Source organism: Streptomyces sp. NPDC004266, assembly GCF_042874095.1.
Lineage (GTDB): Bacteria > Actinomycetota > Actinomycetes > Streptomycetales > Streptomycetaceae > Streptomyces.
This window is the reverse complement of record NZ_JBIAMM010000012.1, coordinates 270,203-289,253: the sequence shown is the minus strand read 5'-3', so window position 1 is coordinate 289,253 and position 19,051 is coordinate 270,203. Positions and strand designations below refer to the sequence as shown.

19 protein-coding genes and 2 pseudogenes are annotated in these 19,051 nt (G+C 70.0%); 3 read left to right on the top strand and 18 right to left on the bottom strand.

Annotated elements, in window-relative coordinates:
- The 18 genes and pseudogenes from ACFYUZ_RS27775 to ACFYUZ_RS27690 all read right to left on the bottom strand — a co-directional run.
- A pseudogene (locus ACFYUZ_RS27775) lies at positions 1 to 125 on the bottom strand (DNA-binding response regulator); the annotation flags it as partial.
- Positions 126 to 190: 65 nt separating this feature from the next.
- The gene (locus ACFYUZ_RS27770) at positions 191 to 823 is read right to left on the bottom strand and encodes a CBS domain-containing protein (protein WP_389313674.1); all 633 of its coding nucleotides are present in this window, start codon (positions 821 to 823) and stop codon (positions 191 to 193) included.
- A 382-nt stretch (positions 824 to 1,205) separates the two neighbouring features.
- Positions 1,206 to 1,751, bottom strand: a complete 546-nt coding sequence (locus ACFYUZ_RS27765) for a flavodoxin family protein (RefSeq protein WP_389313672.1) — start codon at positions 1,749 to 1,751, stop codon at positions 1,206 to 1,208.
- Positions 1,752 to 1,765: 14 nt separating this feature from the next.
- Complete coding sequence (locus tag ACFYUZ_RS27760; protein WP_389313671.1) at positions 1,766 to 2,407, bottom strand: hypothetical protein; 642 nt, start codon at positions 2,405 to 2,407, stop codon at positions 1,766 to 1,768.
- A 190-nt stretch (positions 2,408 to 2,597) separates the two neighbouring features.
- Entirely contained in the window at positions 2,598 to 2,948 is a 351-nt protein-coding gene (locus ACFYUZ_RS27755; RefSeq protein ID WP_389313669.1) for a class I SAM-dependent methyltransferase, read from the bottom strand.
- Between the two features lie 60 nt (positions 2,949 to 3,008).
- Positions 3,009 to 3,773, bottom strand: coding sequence for a 3-deoxy-manno-octulosonate cytidylyltransferase (locus ACFYUZ_RS27750; protein ID WP_389313667.1), 765 nt, complete (start codon positions 3,771 to 3,773; stop codon positions 3,009 to 3,011).
- A gap of 54 nt (positions 3,774 to 3,827) precedes the next feature.
- A complete protein-coding gene (locus tag ACFYUZ_RS27745; RefSeq protein WP_389313665.1) occupies positions 3,828 to 4,829 on the bottom strand; it encodes an NAD-dependent epimerase/dehydratase family protein in 1,002 nt (333 codons plus the stop codon).
- 32 nt (positions 4,830 to 4,861) lie between these two features.
- Positions 4,862 to 5,698, bottom strand: a complete 837-nt coding sequence (locus ACFYUZ_RS27740) for a phosphotransferase (RefSeq protein WP_389313663.1) — start codon at positions 5,696 to 5,698, stop codon at positions 4,862 to 4,864.
- The gene (locus tag ACFYUZ_RS27735; protein ID WP_389313661.1) at positions 5,695 to 6,351 is read right to left on the bottom strand and encodes a histidine phosphatase family protein; all 657 of its coding nucleotides are present in this window, start codon (positions 6,349 to 6,351) and stop codon (positions 5,695 to 5,697) included. The genes ACFYUZ_RS27740 and ACFYUZ_RS27735 overlap by 4 nt, the downstream gene beginning before the upstream one ends.
- Positions 6,348 to 7,109, bottom strand: coding sequence for a phosphotransferase (locus ACFYUZ_RS27730; RefSeq protein WP_389313659.1), 762 nt, complete (start codon positions 7,107 to 7,109; stop codon positions 6,348 to 6,350). Before ACFYUZ_RS27730 ends, ACFYUZ_RS27735 begins: the two co-directional genes overlap by 4 nt.
- Positions 7,106 to 7,861 (bottom strand): class I SAM-dependent methyltransferase, encoded by a 756-nt coding sequence (locus tag ACFYUZ_RS27725; RefSeq protein ID WP_389313684.1) that lies wholly within the window; start codon positions 7,859 to 7,861, stop codon positions 7,106 to 7,108. Before ACFYUZ_RS27725 ends, ACFYUZ_RS27730 begins: the two co-directional genes overlap by 4 nt.
- A gap of 121 nt (positions 7,862 to 7,982) precedes the next feature.
- Positions 7,983 to 8,495, bottom strand: coding sequence for a topology modulation protein (locus tag ACFYUZ_RS27720; RefSeq protein ID WP_389313657.1), 513 nt, complete (start codon positions 8,493 to 8,495; stop codon positions 7,983 to 7,985).
- Between the two features lie 96 nt (positions 8,496 to 8,591).
- The gene (locus ACFYUZ_RS27715) at positions 8,592 to 9,647 is read right to left on the bottom strand and encodes a hypothetical protein (RefSeq protein WP_389313655.1); all 1,056 of its coding nucleotides are present in this window, start codon (positions 9,645 to 9,647) and stop codon (positions 8,592 to 8,594) included.
- Positions 9,644 to 11,362, bottom strand: a complete 1,719-nt coding sequence (locus ACFYUZ_RS27710; RefSeq protein WP_389313653.1) for a carbamoyltransferase — start codon at positions 11,360 to 11,362, stop codon at positions 9,644 to 9,646. Before ACFYUZ_RS27710 ends, ACFYUZ_RS27715 begins: the two co-directional genes overlap by 4 nt.
- Positions 11,363 to 11,370: 8 nt before the next feature.
- Positions 11,371 to 12,327 (bottom strand): thymidylate synthase, encoded by a 957-nt coding sequence (locus ACFYUZ_RS27705; RefSeq protein WP_389313651.1) that lies wholly within the window; start codon positions 12,325 to 12,327, stop codon positions 11,371 to 11,373.
- Positions 12,324 to 14,135, bottom strand: coding sequence for a hypothetical protein (locus ACFYUZ_RS27700; RefSeq protein ID WP_389313649.1), 1,812 nt, complete (start codon positions 14,133 to 14,135; stop codon positions 12,324 to 12,326). Before ACFYUZ_RS27700 ends, ACFYUZ_RS27705 begins: the two co-directional genes overlap by 4 nt.
- Positions 14,132 to 14,800 (bottom strand): HAD family hydrolase, encoded by a 669-nt coding sequence (locus ACFYUZ_RS27695; protein ID WP_389313647.1) that lies wholly within the window; start codon positions 14,798 to 14,800, stop codon positions 14,132 to 14,134. The genes ACFYUZ_RS27700 and ACFYUZ_RS27695 overlap by 4 nt, the downstream gene beginning before the upstream one ends.
- 22 nt (positions 14,801 to 14,822) lie before the next feature.
- Positions 14,823 to 15,308 (bottom strand): ATP-binding protein, encoded by a 486-nt coding sequence (locus tag ACFYUZ_RS27690; protein WP_389313645.1) that lies wholly within the window; start codon positions 15,306 to 15,308, stop codon positions 14,823 to 14,825.
- Positions 15,309 to 15,595: 287 nt separating this feature from the next.
- On the opposite strand from ACFYUZ_RS27690, the gene ACFYUZ_RS27685 reads away from it, so the two are divergent.
- The 3 genes and pseudogenes from ACFYUZ_RS27685 (at position 15,596) to ACFYUZ_RS27675 (ending at position 19,038) form a co-directional block, all read left to right on the top strand.
- Positions 15,596 to 17,023: a helix-turn-helix domain-containing protein gene (locus tag ACFYUZ_RS27685; RefSeq protein WP_389313643.1), complete on the top strand. Its 1,428-nt coding sequence runs from the start codon at positions 15,596 to 15,598 to the stop codon at positions 17,021 to 17,023.
- A gap of 23 nt (positions 17,024 to 17,046) precedes the next feature.
- Positions 17,047 to 18,236: pseudogene (locus ACFYUZ_RS27680) on the top strand (dihydrofolate reductase family protein).
- A 139-nt stretch (positions 18,237 to 18,375) separates the two neighbouring features.
- Positions 18,376 to 19,038, top strand: coding sequence for a YdcF family protein (locus ACFYUZ_RS27675; RefSeq protein ID WP_389313641.1), 663 nt, complete (start codon positions 18,376 to 18,378; stop codon positions 19,036 to 19,038).
- The last annotated feature ends 13 nt before the right edge of the window (positions 19,039 to 19,051 follow it).

Below are 19,051 nucleotides of genomic sequence, written 5' to 3'. Positions count from 1 at the left end.
GCCTCGCCGACCACCTCCATGTCGGGCTCGTCGTCGATCAGGTCACGGAGGCCCCGGCGGACGACCTCGTGATCGTCGACGAGGAACACCCGCGTAGGTGCGGTGGCTGCCGGCAGATCGGTCATGGCGATCCCTGTGGTCGGTCGGGTAGTTACCCGCCCCCACAAGGATTGTCCATCAATGGGGCGTCTCAAGGGGCGCCGAGATCCATTCGGACGTCGACGACGCCCTCCACAGCACGCACGGCGCGGGCGACCAGAGGCACCAGCGACCGGTCGGAAAGCGACCCACGGATCGTGGCCACACCCTCCTCGACGGTCGCCTCCAGCCCCACGGGGGCGGCCGGCTCGCCGAGCACGGAGTGGCGGATCTCCTCCTCGATCTCGGCGTCCGTACGGAGGAACACCTTCAGCAGATCGCTCCGGCTGACCACACCCTCCAGCATGCCGACGCCGTTGACCACGGGCAGGCGCTTCACCCTCCGCGTCGCCATGATCCGTGCCGCCTCGGCGAGCGTCGCGTCAGGACGGACGGTCACGGCCGGGCTGGACATGAGCTCCCCGGCCCGTACGGCTCCGGCCTTGGACGCCGCGGCGGACTCGTCCGGGCGGAACCCCTCGGTGCGGAACTCCTCCTTCGGCAGCAGATCGGCCTCCGACACGACCCCGATCACCCGTCCCTCGCCCTCCAGGACGGGCAGGGCGCTCACCTTCCAGCGGTCCAGGAGCGCGACGATCTCCTTGTACGGCGCGTCACGCCCGATGGCGATGGCGATGGCGGTGCGGGTCATGACGTCGCTGACGGTGTGGCGCGAGGCGGTCATCACGTTCTCCCAGAGGGATGAGGATCTACGGGCCGCTCCCGTGCGGGCGTAGATCCAACAGCCGCGCACGGGCGGAGAAGACACGGTGGGCGAGCATGTGTCCGGCGAACTGGTCCAGAGCGAGGCGGGGGCCTCCGCACCGGAGTCCACTGCACTCCAGTCTGGCCTCGTTCCTTGAGGGGAGAGGAGGGCCGGATGGCCCCCCTTGGGCCCTGTTCGGCCGGTGCAAGGCGTGTCGCGCTCTGGCTGGCGGAGCACGGCTTCGCCGACCGCACCCGAGTCCCGGGCGGCGCTGGCGAGTGGGTCAGCCGGGATCTCCGCGCATCTGATCTTCGGCTCAACCGCCACAGTCCCCGTGGGTCTTGGTTCCCTTGGGGATCAGTCAGGCGACCTGGAGGGCCGCGCCCCATGCCCTCGCGCGATCCCGTTCGCCTTCGCGCAGCGGTCCTTCGGTGTCCTCGATGATGAATCCCTCGGGTTCCGCGACGAGTTCGTAGCCGTGGCTGCGCAGCCGACGTGCGATGCCGCTGGCGGCGGCGCCGGCCAGGCGCATGTCCGCCCGGGTGTCGAAGGCCGCGGCGGCATGGGTGCCGGTGTGGGACTTCGGGAGCGTGTCGTGGAACCAGTCGCGGACGCCGGGGCCCTCGGCGCCCTCCTCGGGGGTGTAGGTACGCTCCTTCTTCTGGGCCTCTTGCTTCTCGGCCTTCAGCCCCATCTTCCGGCTCATCCCGGAGGTCATGCCCCGCATATGGGTCGGCCCGCCGACGACCAGCAGGTCGGTGGGGCCGATGCGCTCGGGCAGGGCGTCGGCCACGGCCACGCACTCGACCTCGGCGTCCGGGTGCGCTTCCTTCACGCCCTCTCCGATCGCGTCAGCGATCTCGCGCGTGTTGCCGAACAGGCTCTCGTACACGATCACAGCACGCATCACGGCTCATCTCCTCAGGTGATTCCTTCTCCGGTCTCCGCCGCCGCTTCGATCGCCCGCAGCGCTCTGCGCAGCACGATGCCGACGCCGGGGGAAACCAGCGTCCAGTAGCGGCCGAACCGCGTGGTGGAAACGGGGTCGGTGCAAGCGGTACGCGCTTCATAAGTCAGGAGAGACCGCCGTGCGCCGTAGGGGTGGACGACGAAGGCGGCGGCCATCTTCGCCCAGCCGGGTTCCGCGAAGCCCGGGTAGTCACCGGGTTCGACACGGCGCCACTCGATGGTGGGCTTCCACACCTTGCCGACCGCCCCGAAGACGATCTCGCGCCCCGCTCGCTCCCCCAGGGCGACCCAGGGTTGAGCCAGGTCCTCCCGATCACCAGCTGCGGCGGCTTCGAACAGGTCGGACACCCGCATCGAAGGCGGTGTGGCCACGGGGCGACGGCGCACTCGGTCCGGCACGCCACGTGCCCACATGACCGCGTCGAACAGCGGCGAGTGTATGGACAGCATGTCCAGGTCGCGGGCTGCGCGGTACACGACGTCCGGCTCGGCGGTGATCACGGCGCACTCCAGGCGGGAGAACCGGAACTCGGGCAGAGCCGCGTCGAGCAGGAGAGGCTCGGCTGTCGCGGTGACGCTCGGCTGGGCATTCATGGAGACCTCCCACATCCAACACCACCAGTCTGGCCCGCAGCACAAGAATCTCGCTGGGGCCGAACGGTCCCCAGCGCATCGCCGACGTCTCCGCCCGCTCCACGGCTGGGCCCGCGATCTCGGCCATCTCGCGCAGCCCCAGGCGTTGTGGCGCGTCAGCCCGTCACCGGATCAGTGGCCGGGGCTGGGGTTATGAAGGATGGCAGGTGATGACCGCGTACGCCGGCTCCGGCAGGGCCGTGAGGTCGCCGGTGGTGATGTCCAGACACTGCCACACCGGCCCGAGCCCGGGCCCCGAGCTGCGGGAGGCGGCGAGGGCGACGACACTGGGTGAGCAGTCGATGATGGCGCGGTAGCCGAGACCATGAAGGTGGAGGGCCAAGGCGCCGTCGCCGCTCCCGACGTCGAGGGCGGAGCGTCCGCGACCGGGTCCGAGGTGCTCGTCCAGTAGCCGGGTCTCGGCGTCGTCGAGTTGCCGGTACCGCCGGCCCTGTGCCCACAACGGCTCCCAGTAGGCGGAGGTGGAGGTCAGCTCGGTCATAGGACTCCTTGGCGTGTGGGCGGCACAGTGCAATAACTGCCGCGAACGGAGCCGGACCAGTCATCGAAGCTGCCGAGAACGGAGAAACCGGCTGGCCCTGGCAAGGTCCTCCGGTGTGTCGACCGCGAGCCCGTCGTCCACGACGGAGAGCATCTGCACACGGTGCCCGTTTTCGACGAAGCGCAGCATCTCCACGCCCTCGGTCCGCTCCAGCGGCCCGTGCGGGAGTTGTCGGAACAGTCTGAGGGCCGTTCCAGTGAGGCCGTAGAGCCCAAGCTGCCGCAGGTATCTCGGTCGGTCGCCCCGCGGATAGGGGATGGGCTGGCGGGAGAACATCAGGGCGTTGCGATCTGCATCGACGACGACCTTCACGACGTTGTGGTCCAGGACCGCGCTGGCGTCCTTCAACTCTGTGTACGCGTTCACCGCGAGTGTGTCCGGCGCCAGGTGCTCCAGGGCTTCGGAGACCGCATCGATTGCGGCGGGGGAGATGAAGGGTTCGTCGCCCTGGACATTGATGTAGGCGTCGGCCGGCAGGCGATCCGCGCACTCAGCGACACGGTCCGTTCCGGTGAGGTGGTCCCCGGTGCGCATGCACTCGATGCCCAGTTCGTGGCACGCCTCCTCGATGCGCTCGTCGTCGGTGGCGACCACCACGCCGTCGAGGCGCTGGGCCTCCTTGCAGCGTTGGTGGACGTGCCAGAGCAGCGGCTTGTTCCCGAGCTGAGCCAGGGGCTTGCCGGGAAACCGGGAGGCGCCCCAGCGGCAGGGGATGACCGCTATGTGTCGGCGTGCAGGGGTGCGTGGTAAAGCGGTGGCAGCCACGGTGTGCTCCTGTCCGTGAGTATCGAGCGTGGGTGCGAGGCCGTGGTCAGCCCGTTATGCCGCGTGGCCGTACGCGGCGGAACCGGTGGTCAGCGCCTGCATGTGGGCTCGCATGCCGGTGTGGAGGTCGACCTGGGGCCGCCAGCCGAGGACCTCGTGGGCGCGGCCGGGGTTGGCGCGAGTGGTGAGGACGTCGCCGCTGCGCGGGTGCTCCTGGTGAACCTGGATCTCGCGCCCGGCGAGGCTGTTGGCGATGCTGATCACTTCGAGCAGGGAGGCGCTCGAACCGCCCCCGACGTTGATCACCCCGCTGGCCGTCGGGATGGTGGCCGCGGCGATGGTGGCGGCCACCGCGTCGTCGATGTACGTGAAGTCCCGGCGCTGGTGCCCGTCCCCGTACAGCCGCAGCGGACGGCCGGCCAGGGCGGCTGCGAGAGCGCGGTGCGTGAACATGTCGGGGCGCTGTCGAGGACCGTAGACGGTGAAGTACCGCAGGGCGACGACGCTGGTGGGGCAGTGGGCCTGCGTGGAGTGAGCGAGGCAGAGCTGCTCCTCGGCGAGCTTCGTGACCGCGTACGGGGATGCCGGCTGGGGCCGATCGGTCTCGACGCTCGCACCGCCGTCGGTGGGGCCGTACACGCTGGAGGAGGAGGCCACCACGAGCCGGGGAACGCCCATCCGTGAGACGGCGTCCATGACGCGGTGGGTGGCGAGGACGTTGGAGGCCACGTACTCGCTGAACCTCGGTCCCCACGAAGGGCGTACCCCGGGGATGCCCGCCAGGTGGAAGACGGCGTTCGCGTCGACGAGAAGCGGCTCGATCGCACAGCTGAGAAGGTCGGCGGTGACGTGCATGTACCCCGGAAGCCCCTGCAGAGCGGCGAGGTTGGCAGCGGCCGTGGGGTCGGTGGCCGGGTCGCGCCGGTCGACGCCGATGACGACGGCGCCCGCTTGGACGAGGGTGTGCGCGAGGTGGGAGCCGATGAAGCCGGCGGCGCCGGTCACCACTGCCCGGCGGGGGACGGCGGTGGTCAGGTGGGATGGGTGCTGTTGCACGGGAATCTCCGTGAATTTGAGGGAGGGGTGGCTTAGGCGAGGCGGGCCAGCACCGTCCGGCCGTGGGAGCTGAGGGCGAGGTCGTCCTGCTCGTGCCCGCGGACCAGGGCGGTGACGGCCTCGATCGCGCCGAAGGACTCCAGCAGCCGCTGCTCGGTGTCATTCAGGAGCTGTCCGTATCCCGCGAAGAACGCGGTCCGGAGGTTCGGGGCGGCCTGCCATCGGCGGAACTCGAGCCGGGCGAAGTCGCGGATGCGGGCGTCGCGGCGCATGTGCTCGAAGTCGCACAGCCCGAAAGTCTCGCCGAGGAGCCAGTTTCGCGGCTGGTAGTCGAGGTGGCATACAGCGCTGTCCATGAGCGTGTTCGCCAGAACGTCTGCTCTGTGGCTCAGACGCCCTCGTTCGACCGCGGAGATGAGGCCGGCCCGGTCTGCGCGGGCGATCCAGTCGTGCAGCCGCTGGGCGAGTTCCGTGCCCATGGCGCCGGTACGCGGTGCCGAGGTGGCGTGGTGCAGTTTGCCCAGCACGCGTCCTGCCTCGTAGTGGGCCTGTTCCTCCTCGGGTGACCCCGGTGTGACCGTGTCTGCCCGTACGCCGGGGACAGCGGTGAGAAGCAGGGTGCATGTTGCGTCCTGTCGGCTGACCACGTGGGGGACGTGGCCGATCAGGTGGGTCCCCCAGGCGAGATAGGCGTGCAGCTCGCGGGTGTACCGGTCGCGTTCGCTGTGCTGCTTGGCGAAGAACTCGTTGCCCTCGGCGTCGACCAGGCGCAGGACTCGGGGCGGGAGCATCGGGTCGTGCACGATCCGAACCGCTCCGAGCGCGCCACGGGCCAGGTTCAGACGCGGGTCGTCGAACAGCGTGATCACGAGGCGGCCTCCTGCGCCAAGGCGGCCAGGTGCTCGGTGTCGTTGTGGCGGTCGAGCATCCACCGTCCCTGTCCGAGTCGGTTGAGGTGGTGCTGCCAGCAGGTGATGGACCCATGGGAGACCGTGAATCCGGCCGAAGAGCCGGACGGGATTCCCAGGAGCAGGGTGTGCGCGGCGATCACGGTCTCGCCGTGCGCGGCGAACAGGACACGCTCGCCCTGATGCTGGGCGATGAGCTCTCGCAGGAAGCGGCCGGCCCGCTCCAGGTAGCCGTTCCAGGTGTCGGATCCAGCAGCCCAGGGCTCGTTGGGATGGGCGTGCGGCCCGCCGCTGGCCGCAGTCTTCACCTCGGTCCAGGGCTGGCCGTCGGCGGCGCCGTGGACGGGACCGTCGACACGGTCGTCCGTGCGCATCGGAAGCCAGAGGGCCTGGCTGATGACCTCGGCGGTCTGGCGCAGGCGGATGCGCGGGCCGGCGTACAGCGCGTGGAACGGCTTGTCGCGGTGCTCGGCGGCGAGGCGGAGCGAGACCTGCTCGACCTGGGCGTACCCGCGGTTGGTCAGACCGGTGCAGGTGCGCGGGCCGCCGACCAGGCCGTCGACGTTGCACTGGGCCTCGCCGTGGCGGATGAAGACGAGTTCGGTGGTGATCATGCGGAACCTCGGGGGCAGGGTCGGGCCGTCCAGGTGTCGCGGTAGCCGTGGCGACCGGCGTACGGAGCGGTGAGGACGGCGTGCAGGGCCAGGCAGTCGTCGAGCCGCTCGCGATCCGCGGTGCCGAGCCGGGGGTCGTGGCGTTCGGCGGCTTCGTTGTAGGCGCGCAGGGCGGAGTCGATGGTCGCGGCCGACAGCGGCCCGTACGTCAGGACCAGCGTCGCGATCAGCTTCGCCAGGTCGTACGCCATCGGTGCGAGCGTCAGGTCGTCGGTGTCGACCGTGTAGATGTCGCCGGCCTCGGTGATGAGGAAGTTCCGGGGGTTGCTGTCCTTGTAGAAGGCGGTCGGCCCCTCGGCGGTCTTCTCCAGCAGCGTCAGCATCTTGTGGAGGGCACCCCTGTCTGGCAGGTATCCCTGCTCCAGTCGTCTTCGCAGGGCGGTCTGCCGGGGACCGATGTAGTCGCCGAACGCGATGCCGTCCCGGAATCGGTGCGGCGTGTTCAGGGAGGCCGGCCGGAGGTCGGTGGTCCAGGCGGCTCCGTGGGCGTCGCCCAGCAGCGCGGCCAGAGCCAGCAGGTCCTCGGGCCGGGCGGGGCGGCCGTCGACCCACTCGTACGTCAGACTCGTCGGCCCGACCACGGTCAGCGCCGGCAGCCGCAGCGGCCGGGCGTGCTCGGCGAGCCAGGCGTGATGGCGTGCTGCCGAAGCCACCCGTTCAGGAGCCTCGTAGCGCTTGGTGAAATACCGGGGCCTCATTTCCATCCTCCCCGTGACTGGGCGAGCACGAAGGTGACGAGGGACGTGGTGGTGAGGGGCCGGTCCGGCAGGAGCTCGTGCAGGGTCGTTGCGAGCGCGTCCGCGTTGCCGTACAGGCCGGGGGCGAGGTCGTACTTCGGGTTGGTGGCCAGGTACTCGGCGACGTGGTCGTGGCCGTCGAAGGTGAAACTGTGCTCTTCGTGCTCCACGGCTAGTACGTCGAGCGACACGGAGGCCAGGTCGGCGAGGTTGCCGCTGTGCGCCGAGACGTACAGGCTCTCGTGCTGCTCGGCTCGGGGGTCGAGGCCGGCGGCGGCCACCAGCTGGTCGATCTCCCGGTAGCTGTCGAGGCTCTTCGTGACGAGCACGGCCAGACCGTCGGGAGCGAGCGCCCGGCCGATCTCCGCGACCACTGACTGCGGGCGAGGCGAGTGATACAGGCAGAACGCGGCGACGACGACATCGCACGACCCGGCGGACACGGGGAGACGGTGGAAGTCGCCCTGATGGAAAGTCACCGGGAGACCGTGCGGTTGCCGGGCGCGCCGGCGAGCCTGCTCAAGCAGGGCCGGCGCGGCGTCGAGGCCGACGACGCGCCGGGGGCGGAGGCCGTCTGCGAGAGCCAGGCTGGTCGTGCCTTGGCCGCAGCCGAGATCCAGGACCAAGCCGAGGCGATCCGGTCGCTCATGGTGGTCGCGCACCAGCCCGACGATCGTGTCCGGTACAGGGCGCCCAGAGGTCTTCGCCCGCATCAGCGCGCTGGACCGGCCGGCCAGCCGAGAGGCGTGGCCGTACAGCTCCGCCTGCCGCGCGGGGTCCAGGAAGGGATTGGTCCCGCTCATGCCGCACCCTCCCCTCGGGGGAGCGGTGCACTCAGCGGTGCTCGGCAGCGACCTTCCGCAGCCAGCGGCGCGTCTGACGCCGGCTGGACAGCAGCACCACGTCGGCACGGCCAGACGCGAACTCGCCGATCTTGGCCACGACCCGCGGGCGCATCTTGCGGCGATACGTCGCCACGTACTTGATCACGCCCCAGTGGATGCGGTTGTGCACGCCATTGCCCTTGTGCCCGGCCCCGTGCCGAATCTGCCGGGAGAACATCCCGTACAGCGCGGCCACGGTCGAGACGTCCATCAGGACCACCGTGTCGCAGGCTTCGAGCCGGATCTGCAACGTGGAGTTGTAGTTCCCGTCGATCACCCACCTCGGCTGCGCGACCAGCTCCCGCTGCAGGTCGGCGAACTTCTCCATGGGCAGCTCGTTCCACTCGTCGTCGTAGAACGCGGCGTCCAGGTGTGTCACCGGGGCGTCGAGAATCCTGCCCAGCTCGCGCGCCAGGTACGACTTGCCGCTGCCTCCGCAGCCGACGATGGCGACCTTCTTCATGGTGCTCCAGCGTAGAGGTGCTCGGGTGCCCGGTCGGACCGGCCGCCTGGGCACGTTCGGATGATCCAGATGCGGTGGCCTGGCTGCTCAGCTGCATCAGGCCGCTCCGCGTTCCAGCGCGACGACGCGGCCGACGGCCGCGTCCAGGACCGCTTCCAGCGCGTCGACCTGTCGGCTCAGACGGAACAGGTCCAGGCGGTCCAGGCAGGCCGCGATCAGGTCCGCGTGCTGCTGGGTGCCGGCGATCCGCTGGAGGTAGTTCAGCCGCTCGACCACCTCGCCACCAGAACGGACGATCAACTCTTCGGGTACGAAGCGGTCGGCGTGCACGATGTCGGCAGGGGCGAGCGGGAGGCAGCCGGCGAGCACGGCCTCGAAGATCCGCTGCGTCATCTGCCCGACGGCGGCGTACCGCTCCGGCAACATGAGCACGGTTGCCAGCGACCTGCCGTACACGCCGTGGACCGCCTCGAAGGGCAGCCTGCCGAGGAACCGGACGTGTGGCCAGCGGCTGGTCCTGGTCCATTTGCCTCCGACGAGGTGATCGAAGCGTGCGGCGGCCGGTGCGAAGAAGCGGTCGAAGTGCTCGTCGCGGTCGTACTGGTTGCCGAGGTACCCAAGGACGAGGTCCCGGGGCTGCTTGGCGAGCGCGACCGGATCCGCCCCGGCGAGCAGGCGGTCGTCGACGGGGAAGAGCAGGCGCTGCGCGCCAGGCGTCGGTTCGAGAGCGGCCTCGCAGACAGTGGCCTGGGGAACGCGCCGCCACACGCTTTCCGTCCGGAGCTTGCGGTCCTTGTCCCAGATCACGGTCGGCGTCTTCCTGCGCACGGTGTACCGGGTGACCAATTCGGCCTGGCGGTGCAGGTCGCACGTGTGGCCCTCGGCGCCGCACGGGGTGGTGTTGCGTCCGTCGATCGCCCAGCGCCACTCCAGGAACAGCGCGTCGATGTCAGGGCTGCCCCTGTGGAAGGTGTAGGCATTGCCCAGGTCGTCGCCGGCCTCGATCAGGTCGCGGTTGGCCTGCAGGAAGACGATCTCGTGGCCGCGGTCGAGGAGGGCGTCGACCAACGGGCGGCGGTGGCTGCGGCCCCCGTCCGGAGTGTCCGTGATCCCGTTCCCGAGGAAACCCCAGAAGCTGTATCCGATCCTCATTTGGTGATCCACCGCCCTTCCAGAAGCAGGGCGTCCAGGCCCGAGTTGGCCAGGCAGTCGAGCGCCATTGCGGGTGTTCCGCAGATCGGCTTGCCCTTGACGTTGAGCGAGGTGTTGATCAGTACCGGCACGCCGGTGCGCCGGGCGAAGGCGCTGAGGACGTCGTGCATGAACGGGTTCTGCGAGCGCGTGACGGTCTGCAGGCGGGAGGTGCCGTTGGCGTGCACGATGGCCGGCACCAGCTCGCGCGCCTTGTCGGTCACGCTGGAGGCCATCGACATGTACGGCGCCTCCTGGCCGAGGGTGAAGAACTCCGAAGCACGCTCGGCGAGCACCATGGGGGCGAAGGGACGGAACGGCTCCCGGAACTTCACCGTGGCGTTCAGCCGCTCGACGACGCCCGGCTCCCTCGGGGAGGCGAGGATCGAGCGGTTGCCGAGGGCACGGGGGCCGGCCTCGACGCGGCCCTGGAAGAGCCCGACGATCAGACCGTTGGCGAGCTGCTCGGCGAGGAACTCGGCGGCCTCGGTGCCCAGGGCCTTCTCCTGGAGGCCGGGCCACGACGTGAGGTCGAGGGACGTTCCCTCGAAGGACGGCCCGAGGTAACAGGCCCGGGTGACGCCAGACAGGGGCTGTCGGGCGTGGCCATCGTGGTGTACGGCGATGGCCGCACCGATCGCGGTGCCGGCGTCGCCCGGGGCGGGCGGCACGAAGACCTCGTCGAACACGCCGGCCTCGATGATGCGGCCGATGCTCACGCAGTTCGTGGCGACGCCGCCTCCGACGCACAGGCGTCGGGAGCCGGTGACGGTCCGCGCTCGGCGGACCAGGTGCAGCATCACCTGCTCGGTGCGCTCCTGGAGGGCTGCGGCCAAGTCCTGATGGACGTCGCGCAGCGGTTCGCTCGGGTGGCGCTCGGGGCACGTCGCGTCGATGAACCGCCGGGCTGTCCTCGGGTAGCCCGAAGTCAGCACCCGCGGAGGAAAGTAGAGCGGGTCGACGACGAAGCCGGTCGGAGTGAGGCGGACGGCTCGGGCAAAGAGTTCCCGGAATCGCCCGGGTTCACCGAGCGCGGCGAGCGCCATCACGGTGCCCTCCTCGTCACCGCGACGCCATCCCAGGTGCTCGGTCACCGCGCCGTACACATACCCGAGGGAGGCGGGATCGTTGATCGCTTCCAGGGTGCGGGTGCGTGGCCGGAGTGCGTCGTGCCCGTGGGCGATGGTCGTGGTCTGCCGTTCCCCGAGGCTGTCGACGACGAGCACAGCGGACTCGTTCCACCCGGAGGCGGCGAAGGCGGCCAGCTGGTGGGCTCGGTGGTGCAGGACGGGGGTGACGCGTGCGGCGGGGAACCGCCGGCCGATGTCGCGAACCCGGATCTGGGTCCGCAACGCCACCTTGGCGAAGCCCCGGGCCCGTGGCACCGCCCGGTCGCGTGTGGTCGGTGACAGCGCCAGACGCAGCGCGGCCGGGGATGCGAGCAGGTAGCGAGCGGGCTGGAAGTTGTAGGCCACGGCGTCGACGTCGGTGGCGGACAGCCCGGCCTCGCCGAGCAGCCACTCGACGGCGTGGCGCGGGTAGTCCTTGGTGTGCTTCTTCTGGGACAGCCGCTCCTCCTCGACGAAGCCGATGAGCTGCCCGTCGACGAGCAGTGCGGCGGCGGAGTCGTGGGTGTACGAGCACAGGCCGAGAATGATCGAGGGCGCCTGGTCCACGGCCGCCGTCACCGCGCACCGGCCGAGGCGTGCGCGGACGAGGTCCTGGTACGACGGTTCAGCTCGTCGTACCAGGCGGTCATGGCCTGGCCGAGCGGCCCGTCGATCTTGCCGGCCAGGTCAGTCGCCTGCTTCCGCTGGCCGTCCTTCCAGAGCTGGTAGCTGCGCAGGGTCTCGGACATGGTGTCCCAGCCGGCGTGCCCGGTCACGTCCCCCGTCTTGACCTGGTGGAGGAGGTCGTCGAAGCCCTCCCACGACGTGGTGAGGTCCGGCATGTCGGAGCTCGCGACGATCGAGGTCAACTCCTCTGCCTGGGCGAGGTGGTTCTCGTAGATGTGCAGGGACCCGACGTGGTGGTGGAAGTCGCCCAGCTCGGCGCCGATCCAGCCGGCCACCAGCTCGTGCAGGACCGTGTAGAAGAACAGGTCGTACGGCATGCCGATCCACACGTCCTGACCGCGCATCGTCGTCGACATGTGCAGGCGACCGTCACGCAGGTAGAAGCGGAAGCCCAGCGTGCAGGGCACGTCCTTGTGGCCGGCGGCGTCCCGTGCCGGGTCGTAGAGCTGGATCAGAGCCCGGCGGGAGTCCGGGTCCTGCTTGAGGATTTCCACGACGCGGGCCAGCTGGTCCACCGTGCCCGCCCACTTCCGCATCCGCGGGCCGTAGGCGCCGCGCAGGACTCCGTCGTCGGCGTACTGCCGGAGTTTCGCGTTGTAGTCGAAGATCCAGGGCTCGTCCGAGCCGGAGAGGATCCAGACGGTCTCGGCCACCGCGAAGGCGGGGTTCGGGATCCTGGACGGGGGCGCGCACAGCAGGCGGGCCCGCGGACGGGTCAGCCGCATGTGCACGTCGAGGACCTCACGAGTCGCCATGCCGCGGGGGCTGACACTCTCGCCGGACTTGGCCAGGGTGACGGCACCGACGAAGAGTTCGGCGATGCTGTCGGCGGTCAGGGATGTCATCGGGCGGAAACTCCTTCGTTTCGGACGTGGTCGAGCTGATTTCCGGACGCGCGGCTGACGATGAGTCGCGCGACGAGAGCGGCGCTGTCGCCGCCCCAGCGGCACACAGCGTCGGTCGAGCCGGGCTCGGCAGCAGCAAGCGGATTGGGGGGTGCGGAGAGTGCGTCGGCGACATCCCCGGCGGTAGTGCAGCGTCGCGCGAGGCCGTGGGCCGTGAGCCCGAGTGTGCGTTCGTCGGCGGTGCCGATCTCCAGGACCGGCACGCCCAAGAGGGCGGCCTCGATGCCGCACGTCGAATAGGCGCTCGCCACGACGTCCGCGCCGGCGAGACAACCCCGGGCCCCTACCTGCGGATCGGCGACGGCCACGAGCGGCCTTCCGTCCCGCTGCAACAGCGAGGCGAACACCTCCGGGCTCTGCGCCGGGTGCGGGGCGATGACCAGTCCCCATTCGCCCTCGGCCTTCCACAGCCCGTCCAGGAGGAGGTCGGCGTGGGCCTTGAGCCGGTCGGGACCGAAGGGCTGGCAGGCCCAGACCATGATCCGGTCGGGGCTCCGCCCGGATCCGGGGACCAGCAGCTTCTCCAGGTACTGCCGCTGAGCTTCCCGCCCGAGGCCGGCGAGAACGTCGAAGCGGGGCTGCCCCAGCACGTAGACCTCGGCGTCCGGGTGGCGCGCCCACGCCTTGGCGAGCGGGGCGTCGCGATCGCCCATGACGACGATGTCCCGGCTGTGCAGCGCGGGCCACGCGACCGACTCCGCAGTCCAGGCCCCGTGCTGCACATGGACCGTGTTCACGCCATTGAGATCGGCCAGGTGGACGGCGAGGGCGCCGACGGGGCTGGTGTCGTTGCTGACGAGCAGCGTGTGCGGGCGCGACGCTTCCAGCACACCGCGCAGCCACGTCTCCAGACGGACCACGGAGCGCCACGACGGCTGGGTGCATCCCCCGCTCGTCTCCAGCAGGACGGCCAGGAGACGGACCAGACGTGAGAGCCGGACGACGTGTTCCTTCAACCGGACGACGTGCTCGTCGTCCCACAGCTGCAGGCGCTGCACGGCTCCGGACAGGGCGAAGAGGCCAGCGGGAGGCGTAACGATCCTGATGCCCTCGACGGCTGGGGTGTCGCAGCGTTGCGCCGGGTCCGTGGCGAGATCGACGAGGAGGCTCGTCCGGCCACTGCGTGCCAGGTCTCCGAGCACCGGCAGCAGAGTGGCCGCATGGCGGGACGACCACGAGAGCGCAACGACGCCGGCGCGCGGCAGCGCCGACGGGGGAGGGCTCGGCACCCGGGTTTCGACGCGCGCCGGCTGCAGGTTGCTCAGCTGCGCGGTACGGAAGGGGTTGTACAACGCGGTTGCCCCGAGCAGATACGCGATGCCGGACCACGTGACGGTGTAGGCGCGGTACTCCCGCGAGCTGCTCTTGCGAAGCCCGACGAGTCCCTCGTGCGGAGCGATCTTCAGCGGGCCGGGCGCCTCTCTGAATGGCTCCCAGGCGCTGAGGGCCATCAGCTTGCGTACGACGTGAGCCACCAGGCGACGGACCGGTACGTGCTGCACGTACAGCCACCCGGCCCCGCCCGGCGTCGTCCTGAGATCGGCCCCGTACCACTGGAGCGCGTCCATGACACGCTCGACGAGCGCTTCGTGCTCCTCGGCGTCCAGAGGCAGAGCCTCCAGCTCGCTCGCGGTGATCCGGTCGGACGCCAGAGTCGCGAGCACTCCTTCACCGACCAGTGCCCACGCGGGCTGTCGGTTGATGTCGACTCGCGCCAGACCGTGGACATGGCGAGAGGGCGTGGTCACAACAGGCTCCCTTCGAGGAAAGGGCCCGGGGAAAGGAGCCTTAGCAGGTCATTCGGGGACTCGGCGACCACGGGAGAGGGGACACCCGGGCAGCCGTACCCCCAGCCCGCGTGGACGTACCGGACTCTGGCGCGGCGGGCGGCTTCCTGGTCGACCGCCATGTCGCCCACGTACACGGCGTCGGCGGGGTCGACACCCAGGTCGGTCAGGGCGAGGAGAACCGGGTCCGGCGCGGGCTTGCCGCGCCCACCGCCGTTCGGCGTGCGCACCGTGGAGAACGGGCAGCCGAGGTTGGTCAGGAGCGGGGCCGCCCGCTCCAAGGGCTTGGACGTGACGACGCCGAGGAGCCAGCCGGCGGCGACGAAGGCGTGCAGGACCTCCAAGGCGCCGTCGAACTCGCGGGCGAGGTGGGACGCGGCGATCGACGCCTCGTCGTATGTACGGTGAAGCCGCTCGGACTCGGCGAATCCGAGCCGCTCCATGATGTCGCTGAACGGCCGGCCGAGGTGGCGCTCGTACTCCTCGAACGGAACGTCGAGACCGTGCTCCTTCTGGACTTGCTGCCATGCGCTCTCCATGACCGGGCGGGTGTCGAGGAGCACGCCGTCGAGGTCGAGGAGCAGCGCCTTCAGGCGTAAGGACGAGGGCGGGAGCAGGATGGGCATGAGGTATCTCCGATGGAGTGGATCAGGGGGCGATGGAGCTCTCGGGGCGCTTCACGAAGGCGATCACCCGCTTGCCGCTGCCGTCCCGCTTGGGACAGGCGGTCCAGGCGTCGGCCACGGCGGATACGAGGAACAGGCCGCGTCCGCCAGTCGAGAAGGGGGAGGCGACCCGCGGGACGGGGGGCTCGGGGGAGTTGTCCTCCACTTCGATCCCCACGACGTCCGCCTGGAAGGCGAGCGTCAGCGTGATCTCGTCAACGTTCCTGTCCGCCGCACTCGGCCAGTTGTCAGGTTCGGCAGGCCGGCGACCGTGCTGCTCGGCGTTCGTCGTGAGCTCGCTGACGATCAGCACGGCTTCGTCCAGGAGGTCTTCGACTCCCCAGGCAATCAGGGCTGCGCGGGTGAAGGAGCGGGCGCGACTCGGCGCCAGCTCGTCCGCGGGCAGTGTGAGACTCGTCCGATGCTCAGGGGCGTCGATCACGCTGCCCAGGTTTCCGATTCGTTCCATGATCGCCTTCTCACAGGTCGTACCTCAGCCCTTGAGGGAAGCGCCCGGTTGTCGCGTCGCAGCGCGCGAACCGGACGCCCGCTTCTCCGCAATGAGCGAATGAGGGCCTCGGCATGCGTCGTTCGGATACGGTGTGATCAGCTCGTACCGACGATGAAAACGGCCGGGCGGCCTCGCCGGGAGACTTCGCATGGGGCCCCGTGTGCTGGCCCCTCTGGCCCCATCCAGCTGCAGGCGGAGCCGTCGGAAGTACCCGCAAGGCGGGCAGGAGTTCACGAGGGGGAGGCATGGGGCAGCAGCCGAGCGAGCTGACGCCGGACGCCGGCCCGTGGCACCGATGGGGCTACGAATTACGCCAGTTCCGGGAAGCCCGCGGACTGTCGCAGCAGGCACTCGCCCGCAAGGCCCTGATCGACCGCTCCCATCTGGGGCGGTTCGAACGTGCCGAACGCCCCGTCCCCCGTCAAGCCGCAGTTGCGCTCGACGAGGCCCTCGACGCTGCCGGGGCGCTGGTCCGCCTCTGGGACTGGGCCGAGGGCGAACAGCCCCAGGTGCATCCCGCCTCCGTGTCCAGAACCGTGACACAGATCCATGGGGCCAATGCGCGGAGCCATGGGGCCAGCGCCCCAGAGGTCCTGGCCTTCGGGGCGTTCGGGCAGGCAGGCTCAGTCGACGACGACACGGACACGGTCGTCGTCCCTGCCCGCATCCACGGAAGGATCCTCTTCGTGCCTGTTCCTCGTCGTGTCGTTCTCGCTTCCGGGCTCGCCGGCCTTGCCGCGACCGCGCTCCCGGCTCCGACAGTGGCGACCGCGACCGAGGTCGCCGACATGGGGTCCCCCGTCGAGCACTTCGCGCGCCTTCGCCGCGTGATGATCCAAGCCGACAACCTCATCGGCCCCCGGCACGTGCTGCCCGCGCTGGAGCAGCAGCTTGTCGCGCTTGGCGCGCGGCGTCGGGCAGCCCGCGGTACTGACGCGGCCGACCTTCTGGCCCTGGAGACGCGGTACGAGGAGCTGGCCGGCTGGTTCGCCCAGGACATCGGTGACGATCGCGCCGCATACGGCCATACGGCGAAGGCGCTCGACGCCTCCCATATCACCGGCGACACCGACCTCACCGCGTACATCCTCGCTCGCAAGGCCCAGCTCGCCGTTGATACCGGCCATCCCGCCGACGGCCTGGGTCTTGCCGCTGCCGCTCGGCGCACAGCCCGGCCGGGCAGTCGGCTCGAAGTCATCGCCGTCCTCCACGAGGCGCACGCGCACGCGATACTCGGCGAAGGCGCCGAAGCCCACCGCGCATACGAGACCGCCCTCACTCTGCTGGGCCGTGCGGACGTCGACGGAGTCTGGGGCTCGTGGCTCGATGAGGCGTACATCAAGACTGCCCGTGCCCGTTCCCTTGCCGCACTGGGGGACTACGAGCGGGCCGCCGTCGGCTTCGACAGCGCGATCGCGGCGCTACCGGCGATGTATCGGCGCGACCGAGGGGTCTACCTGGCCCGGGCAGCGCGTGCCCACGCGGGCACCGGAAACATGACGCTGGCCGCCAGGATCGGTACGCAGGCTGTTGGGATCGCGGCCGAAACCGGCTCCGCCCGGATCATCGGTCAGCTGGGTCGGCTGGACCTGGCGCTTGCCCCTGCGGCGGGTGACGAAGGCGTCGCCGAGTTCAGGGCCGCGCTCGACCGCATCGTGCTACACCCTGCTTGATCTGCTCACCCTTGGAGTTCTCCGTGTCTCGCCCTTACGTCCTTCTGTCCGCTGCGGTCTCCATCGACGGCTTCCTCGACACCCGCCCCGGTGAAGACCGGCTCATGCTGTCCAACCCGGAGGACTTCGACCGCGTCGACTCCGTCCGCGCCTCCGTTGACGCGATCCTCGTCGGCGCCGGCACCCTCCGCGCCGACAACCCCCGCCTCCTCGTGAACTCCGAGGAGCGCCGTGCGGCCCGGGTTGCCGCCGGCCGGCCGGAGTACCCGTTGAAGGTCACGATCACCGGCACCGGGGACCTGGACCCGAACTGGAAGTTCTGGCACCACGGAGGGGAGAAGCTCGTACTCGCCGTCGGCCAGGAAGCCGGTACGAAGGCGCGAGCGGCGCTCGGTGACCTGGCCGAGATCGTCGTCGTCCCCACCGAACACACCTGGCCTGTCGCGTTGGACGTACTCGGTGGGTCCCACGGGATTCACCGCCTCATGGTCGAGGGCGGTGGCACCATCCACACCCAGCTCCTCGAGCAAGCACTCGCCGACGAGCTCCACCTCGTCATCGCCCCGCTCCTCGTCGGCCAGCCCGACGCCGTCCGCATGCTCGGCTCCGCCCACTACCTCGGAGGCCCCACTGGCCGCCTCCGACTCCTGGAGACCAGGCAGATCGGCGATGTGGTACTCCTTCGTTACGCCCCCAAGGACATCTCGACGGAGCCCCGATGAGCACCACACCTCCCCCTGCGAGCGCGCCTGGCGCCGACCGCGAGCCCAACGCCGCGGACCGGGCGTGGCTCGCACTCGCCTGTGAGCTCGCCACCCTTTGCCCGCCCTCGACGACCGCATTTTCCGTCGGCGCGGTCATCGTCGCGGCCGACGGCACAGAGCTCGCTCGCGGCTACTCTCGCGAGCACGACCCGCTCGACCACGCCGAGGAGGCCGCGCTCGCCAAGCTCCCGGCCGACGACTCCCGGCTGGGTGACGCCACGATCTACAGCTCCCTCGAACCATGCGCGAAACGCGCCTCCCGGCCCCAGCCGTGTGCCCGGCTCATCCGCGACGCCGGGATCCGTCGCGTCGTCACCGCCTGGCGGGAGCCGGACACGTTCGTGCTCGGCGCCGACGGCACCGAGCTCCTCGAGGACGCCGGCGTCACTGTCGTCGAGCTTCCGGAGCTAGCCGAATCCGCTCAGGTGCCCAACCAGCACCTGCTCTGAAGAACGGCCATGAACCCGTGGTGTACGGCGCTGCGAGCGCCGTTCACCGAGAAGCGTCGGGCGATGATGCCGTAGATGGCGGCCCAGTACGGCCTCACCCACCAGCTCCGCAGCATCACGGACTTCCGGAGGACGGCCGATGGGCCAGCCAGTCATCAACGACGAGCAGATCCGCAATGCCAAGCTGGTCTGGGACCACCACCAAATGGGTCACGCCCTGCGCCCCGTCGACGTCGCCATCGGCCTCGGGAGCCACGACCTCGGCGTCGCAGCCTTCTCCGCGGAGCTGTACCAGGCCGGGCTGTTCCCCACTCTGGTGTTCACCGGTGGCAACAGCCCCACCACCGCGAAGGTCTTCCCCCGCGGCGAAGCCGTCCACTTCCGCGAGCACGCTCTCACCCTCGGCGTGCCTGACAGTGCGATCCTGGTGGAGCCGAACGCCGGCAACACGGGTCAGAACATCGAGCTGTCCCGAGAGCTCCTTGCCTCCGCCGGCCTTACCCCGAAGGCGGTGCTCCTCGTCTCGAAGCCGTACATGGAGCGGCGTTCCTTCGCCACCGCCCGCAAGTTGTGGCCGGAGGCCGAAGTGCTGTGCGCCTCTGAGCCGATGGAGTTCGACGATTATCTGAAGAGCATCGGCGACGAGAAGCTCGTCATCGACATGCTCGTCGGTGACCTCCAGCGCATCATCGAATATCCGAAGCAGGGCTTTGCGATCGAGCAGGACGTCCCGGAGAGCGTGCATGCCGCGTACGAAGACCTAATCCGCGCCGGCTTCACCAGCAGGCTCATCGGCGCGTGAAGCAGTACCGGGG

Coding starts and splice junctions, on each gene's coding strand:
- ACFYUZ_RS27690 (WP_389313645.1), bottom strand. CDS start 15,308: ATGGAACGAATCGGAAACCTGGGCAGCGTGATCGACGCCCCTGAGCAT.
- ACFYUZ_RS27755 (WP_389313669.1), bottom strand. CDS start 2,948: ATGACCGAGCTGACCTCCACCTCCGCCTACTGGGAGCCGTTGTGGGCA.
- ACFYUZ_RS27675 (WP_389313641.1), top strand. CDS start 18,376: ATGGGCCAGCCAGTCATCAACGACGAGCAGATCCGCAATGCCAAGCTG.
- ACFYUZ_RS27720 (WP_389313657.1), bottom strand. CDS start 8,495: ATGAAGAAGGTCGCCATCGTCGGCTGCGGAGGCAGCGGCAAGTCGTAC.
- ACFYUZ_RS27705 (WP_389313651.1), bottom strand. CDS start 12,327: ATGACATCCCTGACCGCCGACAGCATCGCCGAACTCTTCGTCGGTGCC.
- ACFYUZ_RS27685 (WP_389313643.1), top strand. CDS start 15,596: ATGGGGCAGCAGCCGAGCGAGCTGACGCCGGACGCCGGCCCGTGGCAC.
- ACFYUZ_RS27765 (WP_389313672.1), bottom strand. CDS start 1,751: ATGCGTGCTGTGATCGTGTACGAGAGCCTGTTCGGCAACACGCGCGAG.
- ACFYUZ_RS27725 (WP_389313684.1), bottom strand. CDS start 7,861: ATGCGGGCGAAGACCTCTGGGCGCCCTGTACCGGACACGATCGTCGGG.
- ACFYUZ_RS27730 (WP_389313659.1), bottom strand. CDS start 7,109: ATGAGGCCCCGGTATTTCACCAAGCGCTACGAGGCTCCTGAACGGGTG.
- ACFYUZ_RS27735 (WP_389313661.1), bottom strand. CDS start 6,351: ATGATCACCACCGAACTCGTCTTCATCCGCCACGGCGAGGCCCAGTGC.
- ACFYUZ_RS27760 (WP_389313671.1), bottom strand. CDS start 2,407: ATGAATGCCCAGCCGAGCGTCACCGCGACAGCCGAGCCTCTCCTGCTC.
- ACFYUZ_RS27770 (WP_389313674.1), bottom strand. CDS start 823: ATGACCGCCTCGCGCCACACCGTCAGCGACGTCATGACCCGCACCGCC.
- ACFYUZ_RS27695 (WP_389313647.1), bottom strand. CDS start 14,800: ATGCCCATCCTGCTCCCGCCCTCGTCCTTACGCCTGAAGGCGCTGCTC.
- ACFYUZ_RS27715 (WP_389313655.1), bottom strand. CDS start 9,647: ATGAGGATCGGATACAGCTTCTGGGGTTTCCTCGGGAACGGGATCACG.